The following is a 15,040-nucleotide window of genomic DNA, read 5'->3' on the forward strand; positions in this document are numbered from 1 at the left end:
TGGCGCTGACAATGAAAAGGCACTATTCCAGTGCCTTTTTGCTTTTTACGGTGTATCAGAGCATTTTCTTTAGCTGATACAGCCAGTCCAGAGCCTGACGTGGCGTAAGCGTATCAGGATCGAGAGCTTCCAGCGCCTCCATCGCCGGCGATGGCTCATCATCGCTCAATAACGCCAACTGCGCGCCATCGATATGGCTGGATGAGGCGCTATTCGATAACGTTTCCAGCTCCTTCAGTTTCTGGCGCGCGCGCTTGATGACATCTTTGGGCACGCCCGCCAACGCCGCGACGGCAAGGCCGTAACTCTTGCTGGCCGCGCCATCCTGTACGCTATGCATGAAGGCGATGGTATCGCCGTGTTCGCGCGCATCTAAATGAACGTTCACGACGCCTTCCATTTTTTCCGGCAGGGTGGTCAGTTCAAAATAGTGCGTTGCAAATAGCGTCATCGCTTTGATGCGGTTCGCCAGATTTTCCGCGCAGGCCCATGCCAGCGACAGCCCATCATAAGTTGAGGTGCCGCGGCCGATTTCGTCCATCAACACCAGACTATTTTCCGTAGCGTTATGCAGGATATTGGCGGTTTCCGTCATTTCCACCATGAAGGTAGAGCGCCCTGACGCCAGATCGTCCGCCGCACCGACGCGAGTGAAAATGCGATCCACCGGACCAATGACCGCCTGGTCCGCAGGCACAAAGCAGCCAATATGTGCCATCAGCACAATGAGCGCGGCCTGACGCATATAGGTACTTTTCCCCCCCATATTCGGGCCGGTGATGATCAGCATACGGCGCTGTGGCGACAGTGAGAGCGGGTTGGAGATAAAGGGGGCGCGAAGCACCTGCTCCACCACAGGGTGACGACCGCCGGTAATTTTGATACCGGGTTTATCACTCAGCGTCGGGCAAACGTAATTCAGCGTATCGGCGCGTTCGGCCAGATTCGTCAGGACGTCCAGCTCGGCCAATGCCGCCGCACTTTGCTGAAGCTCTGCCAGATGAGGCAGCAGCAGATCGAAAAGTTCATCATAGAGCGCTTTTTCCAGCGCCAGTGCTTTGCCTTTCGAGGTTAAGACTTTGTCTTCATACTCTTTCAATTCGGGAATGATATAGCGTTCGGCGTTTTTCAGCGTCTGGCGGCGCACGTAATGGATTGGCACCAGATGACTTTGACCGCGGCTGACCTGAATGTAATAGCCGTGTACGCCATTAAAGCCGACTTTCAGCGTATCAATTCCCAGTTTCTCGCGCTCGCGGATCTCCAGACGATCCAGATAATCGCTGGCTCCATCCGCTAAAGCGCGCCACTCATCCAGTTCCGCATGGTAACCCGGCGCAATAACGCCACCATCGCGCACCAGCACCGGCGGGGTTTCGACCACGGCGCGTTCCAGTAAGTCACGGAGTTCATCAAATTGGCCGATGAGGCTGACCAAACGCCGAATCGAGGCGGTTTCCAGCGGCTCAAGCTGTTCGCGGATGACGGGAAGCTGCTGGAATGCATGCCGCATACGGGCCAGATCGCGTGGACGCGCGGTACGTAAAGCGAGACGTGCCAGAATTCGTTCTAAATCGCCGACCTGTTGCAGAGAGGGCTGGAGCGCTGGAACTATGTCTTGCAAAGCGCTGATGGCCTGTTGACGCTGTTTTAACGTGTCCCTATCGCGGCTGGGCATATGGATCCACCGCTTCAGCATGCGGCTGCCCATTGCCGTCACGGTACAATCCAGCACGGCAGCGAGCGTATTTTCCACACCGCCGGAGAGATTCTGCGTCAGTTCAAGGTTACGACGCGTTGCCGCATCCATGATGATGCCGTCCTGCTGGCGCTCCATCGTGATCCCGCGGATATGCGGCAGCGAGGTGCGCTGTGTATCTTTGGCGTATTGCAACAGGCAGCCCGCAGCGCGCAGCGCGAGCTTCGCCTGTTCTACGCCGAAACCGGTCAGGTCGCGGGTGCCAAATTGCAGGTTGAGCTGTTGTCGTGCGGTATCGAGTTCAAATTCCCACAGCGGACGGCGGCGAAGCCCATGACGATTGTCGATTAAATCCATAGACTCAAAGGATTCAGGGTAGAGTAATTCCGCTGGGTTGGTGCGCTGTAATTCTGCCGCCATCGTTTCCCGATCGATGGGTTCACTGACCCGAAAGCGCCCGGAGCTAATGTCCAGCGTAGCGTAACCGAATCCCCGACTATCCTGCCAGAGCGCTGCCAGCAGGTTATCCTGTTTTTCCTGTAACAGAGCTTCATCGCTGATGGTTCCCGGCGTGACGATGCGGACGACTTTACGCTCGACCGGCCCCTTGCTGGTGGCGGGATCGCCGATCTGTTCGCAGATCGCAACGGATTCACCCATTTGCACCAGCCTGGCGAGGTAGTTCTCAACGGCGTGGTGGGGAACGCCCGCCATCGGTATGGGTTCTCCGGCGGAGGCGCCGCGTTTAGTCAGTGAGATATCCAGCAGTTGAGAAGCCCGTTTGGCATCGTCATAGAACAGCTCGTAAAAATCGCCCATACGGTAAAACAGCAGAATTTCCGGATGTTCGGCCTTTAACCTGAGGTACTGCTGCATCATCGGCGTGTGGGCGGTGAAGTCCTTGTCTGTGGCTTCATTCATATTGATTTTACTCGGTTTTTACTCAGTCTGCTTGCTCAGATGGCTGTCCGTAAAATAGTCAGAAACCCACCTGAATCCATAATTCATACTCGGGATAAGATGCGAGAGACATCTTGTCCGGTTGATACCCATCAGGGATGAACTAATGAAAATGACACTCAATTAACCCATTATAACCAATACGTTATCTTCGGTGTGGCGTCGTTTTTTGGCACTGAAGCGTGCAGCATCAATGTTCCCGGTTCAGAGCGAAGACGTTATCTTATCACCGATAACCATCGTGATTCACCCGTCGGCTTTGGCGTAAAAATCCGTGCCACGGAAAAAACCTATATCATTCAGCGCCGTGTGGGTTCTGGATAACGAACGGCAACCGTCGGTAAAACACTACAGGACGTTACCAAAGCCATAATTGGAAAGGTATCTGATTTTGCCAATATCGATCAGGCACGCGAAACGGCTCGCAACTTTGCCCGGACGATGAAGCATTGGCAGGCAAGTCTCCGACCTTCCGGATTCGGATATCGCCTGAGCTTCGTGAACAGCTTAATGATATCGTTGCAAAAGAGGGGAGCAGTCTCGCAACGGGTTCAAGGAACGTGCCCGTAAAGCGCTTCTCAGGCAGGGGATTGAGCCGAAGGGGGGGAAGCTTAGCTGATTAGCAGAATAGATAATTCAGGGAATGAGTGGTGGATAAAAGAACACTAATCTTAAAATCAGGGTTGAATTTTTTATCATATGAGCTTTTATATTGCTCTTTTTTTATTAACGCAATTGGAAGTAAAGGTTTCAGCATCTCGTTTTCGAAATTAATTAAGTGGTATTGATAATTCTCAATATTTTTTGACGTCAAGGATATGGGGGAAATATGGACGCTATTAGAAATGCCAGTCATTCATCGGAATGCAAAGTTTCTATTAATAATATCAGGGAAGAATGTGCCAATATTGAAGCTTATGTTGAAGATTATCGTTGATAATGGCATCTTCCAGCACCATTTTGAAATAGAGTTCGTTACCACCGGATTGAGACGTTCGGGTTGGGAGCAACATTATCCTGCCGGGTTATTCTATTCATTAACTCATAAACAAAAATTTCATCTTCATGAGCGGCCTGATACTTGTTGCCAATCGAATCCACACCTGAACAGCCCGCAGAGATAAGACCTTACTTTACATCAGTGAGTTTCAGATAAATCAAATGTGCCATTATTTATTCCTTAACGATATCCGTAATCGTGTTCCCATAAATCCTTGCTCCCTATGGGCTGACTAATTTCTGTATTTTTTAGCAAATGAGTCAATAGACGTTATCGTGCAATATGTATGATATTTAATGATTTCTTTTATTTATGGTTGTGGTGGTAATTATTTATGCTGATGTTAATTGCGGTGAGAGGATAATCCGAAATGTCGCCCTTCTGTATACCCAAAATCGGAAATGATAGAATTATTTTTATTTATCAATGAGTAACATTTAATCCATTACTGCTTTGCCATCGGCGTGCGGGGAAGAAGCTCTTGTCAGTGGTTTCAACCATGTTGATTTTACTCGGTTTTTACTCCGTCAGCTTGCTCCGATGTTTGTTCGAAAAATAATCAGAAATCTACCTGAATCCATACAGTTTTGACGTGTTCGCGCAATACCTCCATCCCTTGCTTTTTTTCCCGGGTGAATATTGATTGGTAATACGCCATCGAAGTAATAATGACGGGAAAAAGCAGTAAAATCACAACAATTTCGGCTTCACTATCAAAATGGTGATAAAGAAGGTAAAATACCGCATCTGCGTAATTTACATAATGATATTTATTGTTTTTTTATTGTTTACTTTTCAGGAGTCTATGGTGCAACAGTTACCTCATTGTCCGAAATGCAGTTCTGAATATACCTGGCAAGATGGCGAAATGTTTAACTGCCCTGAATGTGGGAATGAGTGGTCGGCGCTTGGTGATACGGCTGCGCAGGATGATGAACTCATCGTAAAAGATGCTCACGGCAACCTGCTGGCGGACGGCGATACGGTGACCATCATTAAAGATCTTAAAGTGAAAGGCAGCTCGTCTCCGCTGAAGATCGGCACCCGCGTGAAGGGGATTCGTCTGGTGGAAGGCGATCACAATATCGACTGTAAAATTGAAGGTTTTGGCGCGATGAAGCTGAAATCCGAGTTTGTGAAGAAAAGTTAATCTGGGCGTGATGACGCGCGCTTCCCCTCTTTTTGCTGAACGCTGTGCGTCACCTCCGGTTTTTCAGGGCAAATGGCCGCTTTTAGGGGCGTTTGCCCTTTTCTTAATTAAGCCCTCTTTTTTCACCTCTGGCTGGTTTTTTCACAGCGGACAATCCTTTACCATAGCGAATATTGATTTCTTACTTGCTATACGGATATCTGATGCGACGTTTGGCTCGTTTTTTCCCTTTGCTCATCTTGCTTTCCGCCTGTAGCAGTCAGCCGGCACCGCCTCCCGCAGAAGCCCCTTCGGGTAATCCTTTCAACGGTGGCTTCCTGCTGGAGCCTGCACATCAGGTTCACCCATTAGGTGGCGACTTCGCGACTAACCCGGCAGCCGCACGGTTTATTGATAAAATGGTGCTGGAGCATGGTTTTAACCGTCAACAGTTGCATGATGTACTGGCCCAGACGAAAAGTCTGGATTGGGTGATTCGCCTGATGGACAGACAGGCGCCGACGTCCCGCCCTCCAGCGGGGCCCAACGGTGCCTGGAACCGTTATCGTAATAAGTTTATTACGCCAGACAATGTGCAGAATGGCGTAGTATTCTGGAACCAGTATCAGGAGGCGTTACAGCGCGCTCAGACGCTTTATGGCGTTCCGCCGGAGATCATCGTCGGCATTATCGGCGTTGAAACTCGCTGGGGAAGAGTGATGGGGAAAACGCGGATTATTGATGCACTGGCAACGCTGGCGTTTGATTATCCCCGACGCGCCGAATATTTTGCTGGCGAATTAGAAACGTATTTGCTGATGGCGCGCAAGGAAGGTAACGATCCCCTCAGCCTGCGTGGCTCCTATGCGGGGGCGATGGGGTATGGACAATTTATGCCCTCGTCGTTCAAACGTTACGCGGTGGATTTTGATGGTGATGGACATATCAACCTATGGGATCCGGTGGATGCCATAGGCAGCGTAGCCAACTATTTCAAAGCGCATGGCTGGGTAAACGGTGCGCCGGTCGCGGTGCAGGCAAACGGTCAGGCGCCGCAGCTCGCGACTGGGTTTAATACCCGTTACTCGCTCACGGAACTACAGGCGGCAGGTTTAACGCCTCTGCACTCGTTGTGGGGATACCAGGAAGCCAGCCTGCTGCGACTGGATATCGGTACGGGCTACCAGTACTGGTACGGGTTGCCGAACTTCTACACGATCACGCGCTATAACCACAGTACGCACTATGCTATGGCGGTATGGCAACTGGGTGAAGCGGTGGGCCGCGCACGCTAGCATTTTTCAGCGGTAATTGCCTCCCGTCTTTCCGGCGGGAGGCGCACAGGCCCGATCCCCATCGCGCTTCGGCAGCATTGTTTACCAGCCTCTTCATTTTTTCCTCAACATTGCTTCGATGTAACGCGCATAGATCGTCGTCATGGACGATCGCGGCTCTCCTCGACCTATTGAGGCGATTAAACAGGCTGAACAGCATTTTGGCACGCAGTGAGTTTACCGACGGAAGCGGTCTGACTTCATGTTATACTTCAGGTAATTCAGGCATTCTTATTTTATTTGGTCAGGCCAATTTAGGGCTGTTGTTGAATAAGGAAAGAGCGGTATGCGTTTATATCAGCAAATTGGTGAGAATCTGCGCGCGGAAATCCTAAAGGGAAATTATCAGATTGGCGATCGTCTTCCTCCCGAACGCGATATTGCTCAAACCTATAATGTTAGCCGCAGCGTGGTGCGTGAAGCCCTGATAATGCTGGAGTTGGAAAAGCTGATTGACGTGCGCAAAGGCTCTGGCGTTTATGTTATGCAACTTCCAACGGCTCAAGAAGAAGGCGGCGCGGTGGACAGCGGCTATGGCCCATTTGAGCTTATGCAGGCGCGTCAACTGCTGGAAAGCGAGGTGGCTGCGTTTGCGGCAATGCAGGCGACCAAAAGCGATATTGTAAAAATGCGGCAGGCGATCGAACAGGAAAGGGTTTCGCTTGAAAATGGCAACGTGGATGAAAGCGCTGACGAGCAATTCCATTGTCTGTTGGCGCAGTCCACTCAAAATAGCGTATTAGCCAGGATGGTTTATGACGTCTGGCAGGCTCGTAAGCATAGCCCGATGTGGCAGGGGATTCATGCTCATACCGATGATTACAGCTATCAGCGCCAGTGGTTGGACGATCATGAGCTTATCCTGAGAGCGGTGTCCCGTCGTGATGCAAACAAGGCGCGCCAGGCCATGTGGCAACATCTGGAGAATGTAAAATTTAAACTGTTGGAAATATCCAATGTTGACGATCCCGCTTTTGACGGTTATCTGTTTGACTCCGTTCCTCCCCGTCTGGAATCCTAATCCTCTTCTGGTTTTTCCCCTTGTGAAACGGACTGCCCGACTGCCATGTCGATATAAACAGGGCAGGCCCAATTCCCCCTTCCTGCTGCATGCCATCGTTCGGCGAACATCGCGGGCAACATATCAGTCCAGATTTCGATTTTTTTGTGTAATTGATCAACCAATTTTCGGGTTCTGTTTGACACCTTGTTTCGCTGAGGTAGGCTTTTACCATCTTGATGAAACACAGGGGTAACTCGATATGGAACAAACCTGGCGTTGGTACGGTCCGAACGATCCAGTCTCACTGGATGATATCCGGCAAGCCGGAGCAACCGGCGTGGTGACGGCGTTGCACCACATTCCCAATGGTGAAATCTGGTCGGTTGAGGAGATTGAAAAACGTAAAGCAGAATTGAAAGTCAAAGGGCTGGTGTGGTCAGTGGTGGAAAGCGTGCCGGTTCATGAAACGATCAAAACCCAGCAGGGGCGCTATCAGCAGTATATCGCTAATTATCAGCAAACGCTGCGCAACCTGGCGCAGTGTGGCATTGATACGGTGTGTTATAACTTCATGCCCGTACTGGATTGGACGCGAACCGATTTAGCGTATGAGTTGCCAAATGGCGCTAAGGCGCTGCGCTTTGATTACATTGCCTTTGCGGCATTTGAACTGCATATTCTGCAACGCCGCGGCGCTGAAACGGAGTACACGGCGGATGAGCGGGCACAGGCTGCCGACTATTACCGGGCGATGAATGATGCCGACATTGCTCGCCTGACGGGCAATATTATCGCCGGCCTGCCGGGGTCGGAAGAAGGCTATACGTTGGATCAGTTCCGTGCCCGACTGGCCGAGTATGAGGGCATCGACCACGCGAAATTACGTGAACACCTTGGGCATTTTCTGCGCCAGGTTGTACCCGTGGCGGAAAGCGTGGGGATTCGGCTGGCCATTCATCCGGACGATCCGCCGCGCCCAATCCTTGGGCTGCCGCGTGTGATGTCTACGTTCGACGACATGCAATGGCTGAAAAAGACGGTCGATAGCCTGCATAATGGCTTTACCTTTTGCACCGGCTCTTACGGCGTGCGGGCTGATAATGATCTGGTCAATATGCTGGAAAACTTTGGCGATCGCGTGCATTTCATTCACCTGCGTGCGACCTGTCGGGAAGACAATCCTAATTCGTTCCATGAAGGCGCACACTTAGAGGGTGATGTGGATATGGTCGCGGTAATCAAAGGGATACTAGCGGAGGAGCTGCGCCGCCAGAAGGCGGGTGACCGCCGTCCGATTCCGATGCGTCCGGATCACGGGCATCAGATGCTCGACGATCTGCAAAAGAAAACCAATCCTGGCTATTCAGCGATTGGGCGGTTGAAAGGGTTGGCTGAGCTGCGTGGCGTCGAATTGGCGCTGAAGCGCACGCTGTTTAGCGACTTGCGATAACGGTAATGAAAAAACAGACCGTGTGTAAACACGGTCTGTTAAAAGCGGATGCGTTAAGATTACGACGGATTTAACGTACTTCCGTTGTCCTGCAAGTTGCTTTGGCGGATGTCATCCGTTTCCGGTGATGCACCCCCGCGTGCCGCCTGCCGGCAACCTGCATGATTTAGCATTTGGAAAAGCGTTCTGACGGCAAGTTTACAGAGCGCGAACGTTTGAACGGCTGACTTTGCAGTTCTTGGTATCCCATTGCTCGCCGTGTTTAGGCGATTCCCCTTGGCCTTTCTGTACCCCGGTAAACTCTTCACACACTTTAGGCTTACCCGGTTTATAGTTTTTGATCCGTATATCGCGAATTTCAGCGACGTCGCCAAAGTTGCGGTTTACGCCGGCGATACTGTCGATAACGCCGTCAACCGTCGCGCTGATGATGGTGAGATTACGCGGGCCGCCGTTATTGGTGCAGTTACCACAGGAGCGCCACAGTTTGCCGTGCTCACCCGTCAGTGTGAAATTGCCCTGTACGATAGTGTGACTATTTTTAGCATTCTGCTGCAATACTTTGTCCGGTTTACCGCCGGGGCCATTCTTGGTGTTGTGTGCGATCCCCCCCACGACGGTCATGGTTTTACCGTTGTTGGTCGCCGCATCTTCACAGATATCTTCCCAAATCACGTTCTCAAGACGACAGTTGCCGGATTTGCAATGAATGCCGTCAGAGCCGCCATTGGCTGCGATACGCAGGTTTTTGATGTTGGCGTTTTCCAGTGTAATAACCGGCGGCTGCTTGTCGCTGTCGCCTTTACACTGTAACCCCAGCGTTTTACCGCCGCAGTCGACGGTTTTATTTTTGATGACTGCACCCGCTTTACATTCTGAGCTGGCGGCCAATAGCCCGGCAGAATGTAACGCGGCAACCTCTGCGGTTTTGTCCGTCGGTGCCGCATTGGATTTTTTGATGCTGTTATTACCGCTCACGGTATCCACCCAATACCAATATTCTGACTGAGGATTTGCCGTCACATCGGTAAATGTTCTGTCGTTGGGATTGAGTTCTGCGATTTTTTCACTACCTGCCGGGTTATTACTGGTGCTGCGATACACATCCTGACGAACTAAATTACCTGCGCCCGTAGACCAGCTTAAATACGTGGCATTATCTTTTTTCAGTAGCATCAGCATGGTGTCATCAGCCTGGGCCTGAAAAGAAAAAGCAGCGGTACATAAAAATATCGGTGTTAAATACTTAAACATATGTTTTTCCTTGTAAATTAAACAGATATTTTTCTCTTTATTTTTTGCGGGGGGAATAAAGAGGGCGTCAACGCATCAAGAGAGATTATATAATAGATAATAAAAAATGCGTAATGATTAAAAATAAATATTCGATAAATTGAGTGGTTGTTTATTTTTGTTATTATTTTTTTATTAACACTACTCCTGCTATTGTTTTAGATTTTTTAAAAAGGAACGATAGGGGTGTTTTTTATTCTTAATGTGTGGGTTTATGTTATTTTGCTATTTTTCACGTAACGGAATTATGTTGGTTTTGTCTTCTATTGATGTTGGCTTTTTCTGATGTTTTTATTAAGGTAATAATGAATGTATTTTCTAAGAAACATAAGTAAGGTTTTATGTGATTGGCATTTGTTCATTTATCTCGTCGTTAATGATTTTACGAAACGACGGTCATTTCTTTTTTGTTAAGAAAAGAAATTCATCATTTTTTCCACCGTGAAATGGTGCATGTCTATGAAGTAACGCTGGGTATGCAGTATCGCGGAGCTATGTGTGCTTTGTCCTTCTCATTGATGCAGATTGCCTGTTCAGCATATCGACGGGCTGCTGATTCATGGACGGCAAGCGAATGCCAGCGCTTGCCAGGTGACTGAGCGATGCGCCTGTCGTTTTCCGGCTTGGTATAAATATCTTTCATTATCATTATGATACGAAGGGGGCTGGCGTAAGATGTTTGAAATGTGACGGAATATGAGAATTATTCTTGATATCACTGCCACCGCCATTAAACTGCGAGCCGTTGCTTTCATTACAGAGATCGAGTTGTTATGGCGTTGCTCCGCATTGTTTACCAACAATACCGTTGGCCGTTTCTTGCCGTTATCGCGCTAAGTTTGCTGAGTGCCGGGTTGGGAATTGGGCTTATTGCCTTTATCAACCTGCAATTGATTGAGTCGGTCAATCAGTCACTAAGCGTTTTGCCACAGTTTCTGGGTTTACTCCTGCTCCTGATGGGGGTAACGCTGGCGTCGCAACTGGCGTTAACCACGTTAGGGCACCATTTCGTTTATCGACTGCGCGGGCAGTTTATCAAGCGTATTCTGGACACCAACGTAGCGCGAATTGAGCAGATCGGCAGTGCGCAACTACTCGCCAGCCTGTCCAGCGATATTCGTAATATCACGATTGCGTTTGTACGCCTGCCTGAACTGATTCAGGGAATTGTGCTGACGATAGGATCGGCGGCCTATCTGGCGTGGCTTTCCCCTAAAATGCTGGCGGTGACGTCCATCTGGATCCTGGTGACCATTTGGGGCGGCTTTATGCTGGTTTCCCGCGTTTATCGCCATCTGACCAAGGTTCGTAATGCGGAAGATCGTCTACAGAAAGATTATGAAACCGTGATTAACGGGCGAAAAGAGCTGGCGCTCAACCGTGAACGAGCTCAGAAGCTGTATGACGAGATTTATCAGTCCAACGCGCAGGATTATCGTCAACATGTGATCCGTGCCGATACGTTTCATCTGAGCGCGGTGAACTGGTCGAACATCATGATGTTGGGCGCGATTGGCGCGGTCTTTTTTATGGCGAATAACCTCGGCTGGGCGGATACCAACGTGGCGGCGACCTACTCGCTGACGCTGCTTTTCCTGCGCACGCCAATGCTTCAGGCGGTTGGCGCATTGCCGACGTTACTCAGCGCACAGGTGGCGTTTAATAAGCTGAATGGCCTCAATTTGGCGGATTATCAGGAATCGTTCCGCTCGGCGAGGGCGCCGGCTGACTGGCACACGCTGGCGCTGCGCGATGTCGTGTTTCGTTATGGCGATTCCGGCTTCGAGGTCGGCCCGATTAACATGGTGATAAAACGCGGCGAGCTGGTCTTCCTTATCGGTGGGAACGGAAGCGGAAAATCCACGCTGGCGATGCTGCTGACCGGGCTTTATACCCCGGTGTCGGGGACGCTGCTGCTGGACGATCGGCCGGTAACCGCGGAAACGCGCGAGGACTATCAAAAACTGTTTTCCGCCATTTTTACAGATTTTCATCTGTTCGGGCAGATGATTGGGCCGCAGGGTACGCAACCGGATATGGCGCTGGCCGATGACTGGCTGGATCGTTTGAAGATGCGTCACAAGCTGACGCTGGAAAACCATCAGGTGATGAATTTACAGCTTTCGCAGGGACAGCGTAAGCGTGTGGCGCTGTTACTGGCCGTGGCTGAACAGCGGGATATTTTGCTGCTGGACGAATGGGCGGCCGATCAGGATCCGCAATTCCGCCGCGTATTCTATCTTGAACTATTGCCTCAACTGCGGGCGTTAGGAAAAACGATAGTGGCGATCAGCCATGATGATGGTTACTTTGAACGCGCCGACCGTCTGCTCGAAATGCATCAGGGCAAGCTGTCGGAACTCACAGGAGAGGCGCGCGAACTGGCCTCGCGGGATGCGGTGGCGCAGATTAGCCGATAGCGCAGGCCTGAGTCTGTGTATGTTGTCTTGTGCGCCATGGCGCACCTCAGGCGTGAAGCGCGACAGACTATGTTAATTCGTTGAATTCTGGGGCACTATAAGCGCCAATGTTGGCGATTTGCCAACAGAATGGATGTTTTTACTTACAAAGCAGCCACCTGATGTCTCTGAGCTGCTACTTAACCTAATAAGTTGGTAAAAGTTATGAAAAGGATGTTTAACGCATTATTCGTTGTTGTCTTTGTTTGCTTTTCCTCTCTGGCGAATGCGGCAGAAAATCTCCCTAACATTGTCATTCTGGCAACGGGCGGTACGATTGCGGGTTCTGCGGCGGCCAATACGCAAACCACCGGGTATAAAGCCGGTGCGCTGGGCGTAGAAACGCTGATTCAGGCGGTGCCGGAGCTGAAAACGCTTGCCAATATCAAAGGCGAACAGGTTGCCAGTATCGGCAGCGAAAATATGACCAGCGATGTGCTGCTGAAGTTGAGCAAGCGGGTGAATGAACTGCTGGCGCGCAGCGATGTTGACGGCGTAGTCATTACGCACGGTACGGATACGCTTGACGAATCTCCCTACTTCCTGAATCTGACGGTGAAGAGCGACAAGCCCGTAGTCTTTGTCGCCGCGATGCGTCCGGCAACGGCAATCAGTGCCGATGGCCCGATGAACCTGTATGGCGCAGTAAAAGTGGCGGCAGATAAAAACGCCCGTGGTCGCGGCGTCATGGTGGTGTTAAACGATCGCATTGGTTCTGCCCGTTTTATCAGCAAAACCAACGCTTCTACGCTGGATACCTTTAAAGCGCCGGAAGAAGGCTACCTTGGCGCGATTATCGGGGATAAGGTCTATTTCCAGACTCGTCTGGATAAAATCCACACCACGCGTTCTGTCTTTGATATCACCCATGTTGATAAACTGCCGGCGGTCGACATCATTTATGGCTATCAGGATGACCCGGAATACATGTATGACGCGGCCATCAAACATGGCGTGAAAGGCATTGTCTATGCCGGCATGGGCGCAGGCAGCGTTTCTAAACGCGGGGATGCGGGGATGCGCAAAGCGGAAAGCAAAGGCATCGTCGTGGTACGCTCTAGCCGCACCGGTAGCGGGATTGTGCCGGAGAATGCTGAACTGCCCGGTCTGGTTTCGGATTCGCTGAGCCCGGCGAAATCACGCATCTTACTGATGCTGGCGCTGACGAAGACCACGAATCCTGCCGTCATTCAGGCGTATTTCCATTCTTATTAATCGCCTGAGCGGTTTTTTAGTGTAGAAGCCCCACACTTGATGTGTGGGGCTGAGTTTGCTGACAAAGTCCGATGCGCAGTGATAATGGATGGATCGTAAAGACGCTGCAAGTACGTCCATGTAAGCTCGAACCGCGCAGATATGAATCTCATCCCTGAGATTCACCCTTTCAGGGCCGTCGCATGCGACGTTCAAAAGCGTTCCTGACGCTTTTGTCCCTGGCGCGGACGCTTTACTCTTCCATTCCATTATCACCGTTCGATAAACGGTGATGGGCTTGTCAACGGTCTGAGCCCCACCTTGATGTGTGGGGCTTTGTTTTATCGCTGCCTTGTGAAATCTCCGCGGAGAAGTCGCTTTCCCCAATGCCGATTTTATCGGTATGATTCAGCCCACGACAAAGTAGACACCCCCTCGTTAACTGATACCCGGCGTCGTTCGGGGACAGCATCGCCATGTGTAGGCCGTTTGAAGTATGGCGGAACGGGAGGATTTAAGAAGAAGGATACGTCATTACATGACACACCCCATTTTTATGGTTGGTGCCAGAGGCTGCGGTAAAACAACCGTCGGGCATCAGCTGGCGCAGGCGTTGGGATATGACTTTGTCGATACCGACCTGTTTATGCAGCAGACCACCAACATGACGGTGGCTGAGGTCGTCGCTCAGGAAGGCTGGCACGGTTTCCGCCAGCGCGAAAGCCTTGCTCTTCAGCAGGTAACGTCTAATCGTTGCATTATTGCGACCGGCGGCGGAATGGTGCTGGCGGAAGCCAACCGGCGGTTTATGCATGATAAAGGCATTGTCATTTATCTCCATGCCGATGCGGAACTGTTGGCCCAGCGTCTGGAAAAAAATCCGGAGGATAGCCAGCGGCCGACGTTGACAGGGCGCCCGATCGCCGAAGAGATGGCCGATGTGTTGGCCGCGCGTGAAGCCCTTTATCGCGGTCTGGCCCACCATGTTATAGACGCCGCCCAGAGACCGGAAGAAATTGTGGCAAGCGTGTTGAAGGCGCTACGCTCATCGGCCGCGTAGCAAGGTCAGCGGGGCGCTGACAAAATAATCCCCTGTCATTGTTACTGAGCGCTAACTTTCAATGAATAGATCGTGACAGCGGCGCGACTCTCCTTTTAAGATGAATTTACTGAATTTTTCGACGATAGGTGCCGCGCTATGCTGAATGTGAATGAGTATTTTGCAGGGAAGGTCAAATCAATCGGTTTTGAAGGTGACAGCATTGGCCGCGCCAGCGTCGGTGTGATGGACGTGGGGGAATACACGTTTGGAACCGGGCAGCCGGAAGAAATGACGGTGATTACCGGGGCGTTGAAAGTATTGCTGCCGGGTTCGCCGGACTGGCAGGTGTTTGTTCCGGGAGAGAGTTTTTTCGTTCCGGGAAAAAGCGAATTCAATTTGCAGGTCGTCGAACCGACATCTTATTTATGTAAGTATTTATAATTAGTCGATTTTCCCATGATAAAGTGGTTTTTCCTG

Annotated in this window: 10 protein-coding genes and 2 pseudogenes; 9 read left to right on the forward strand and 3 right to left on the reverse strand. The window is 50.8% G+C overall.

The genetic code is table 11. The annotated features are described in order from the left end of the window. Positions 1-55: 55 nt before the first annotated feature. Positions 56-2,620, reverse strand: a complete 2,565-nt coding sequence (gene mutS / locus EDC54_RS00945) for a DNA mismatch repair protein MutS (protein ID WP_196238424.1) — start codon at positions 2,618-2,620, stop codon at positions 56-58. 228 nt (positions 2,621-2,848) lie between these two features. Here mutS and EDC54_RS18205 point away from each other — a divergent pair. Next, a pseudogene (locus EDC54_RS18205) lies at positions 2,849-3,106 on the forward strand (integrase); the annotation flags it as partial. A 482-nt stretch (positions 3,107-3,588) separates the two neighbouring features. Here the strand turns inward: EDC54_RS18205 and EDC54_RS18165 are convergent. Beyond that, positions 3,589-3,781 (reverse strand): annotated as a pseudogene (locus EDC54_RS18165) (type VI secretion system tube protein Hcp); the annotation flags it as partial. Positions 3,782-4,467: 686 nt separating this feature from the next. Between EDC54_RS18165 and EDC54_RS00960 the strand changes: the two are divergent. The 4 genes from EDC54_RS00960 to uxuA all read left to right on the forward strand — a co-directional run bounded on the left by EDC54_RS00960 (position 4,468) and on the right by uxuA (position 8,575). After that, on the forward strand, positions 4,468-4,809 hold the full coding sequence (locus EDC54_RS00960) for a zinc ribbon domain-containing protein YjdM (RefSeq protein WP_165904262.1): 342 nt from the start codon (positions 4,468-4,470) through the stop codon (positions 4,807-4,809). A 203-nt stretch (positions 4,810-5,012) separates the two neighbouring features. After that, positions 5,013-6,083 (forward strand): lytic murein transglycosylase B, encoded by a 1,071-nt coding sequence (gene mltB, locus EDC54_RS00970; protein ID WP_165904248.1) that lies wholly within the window; start codon positions 5,013-5,015, stop codon positions 6,081-6,083. A gap of 325 nt (positions 6,084-6,408) precedes the next feature. Next, positions 6,409-7,143, forward strand: a complete 735-nt coding sequence (locus EDC54_RS00975; protein ID WP_132452364.1) for an FCD domain-containing protein — start codon at positions 6,409-6,411, stop codon at positions 7,141-7,143. A 241-nt stretch (positions 7,144-7,384) separates the two neighbouring features. Further along, entirely contained in the window at positions 7,385-8,575 is a 1,191-nt protein-coding gene (uxuA, locus tag EDC54_RS00980; protein WP_132452366.1) for a mannonate dehydratase, read from the forward strand. Positions 8,576-8,773: 198 nt separating this feature from the next. On the opposite strand, the gene pelI is transcribed toward uxuA, so the two are convergent. Further along, entirely contained in the window at positions 8,774-9,829 is a 1,056-nt protein-coding gene (gene pelI, locus EDC54_RS00985) for a pectate lyase PelI (protein WP_132452368.1), read from the reverse strand. An 812-nt stretch (positions 9,830-10,641) separates the two neighbouring features. Between pelI and EDC54_RS00990 the strand changes: the two genes are divergently transcribed. The 4 genes from EDC54_RS00990 (at position 10,642) to ppnP (ending at position 15,004) form a co-directional block, all read left to right on the forward strand. Then, complete coding sequence (locus tag EDC54_RS00990; protein WP_132452370.1) at positions 10,642-12,288, forward strand: multidrug ABC transporter permease/ATP-binding protein; 1,647 nt, start codon at positions 10,642-10,644, stop codon at positions 12,286-12,288. A 204-nt stretch (positions 12,289-12,492) separates the two neighbouring features. Next, on the forward strand, positions 12,493-13,542 hold the full coding sequence (locus EDC54_RS00995; protein WP_196238425.1) for a type II asparaginase: 1,050 nt from the start codon (positions 12,493-12,495) through the stop codon (positions 13,540-13,542). Between the two features lie 517 nt (positions 13,543-14,059). Next, positions 14,060-14,581 (forward strand): shikimate kinase AroL, encoded by a 522-nt coding sequence (gene aroL / locus EDC54_RS01000; protein ID WP_132452372.1) that lies wholly within the window; start codon positions 14,060-14,062, stop codon positions 14,579-14,581. Between the two features lie 138 nt (positions 14,582-14,719). Beyond that, complete coding sequence (gene ppnP / locus EDC54_RS01005; protein ID WP_132452374.1) at positions 14,720-15,004, forward strand: pyrimidine/purine nucleoside phosphorylase; 285 nt, start codon at positions 14,720-14,722, stop codon at positions 15,002-15,004. Positions 15,005-15,040: the final 36 nt, after the last annotated feature.

The organism is Samsonia erythrinae (assembly GCF_004342665.1).
Lineage (GTDB): Bacteria > Pseudomonadota > Gammaproteobacteria > Enterobacterales > Enterobacteriaceae > Samsonia > Samsonia erythrinae.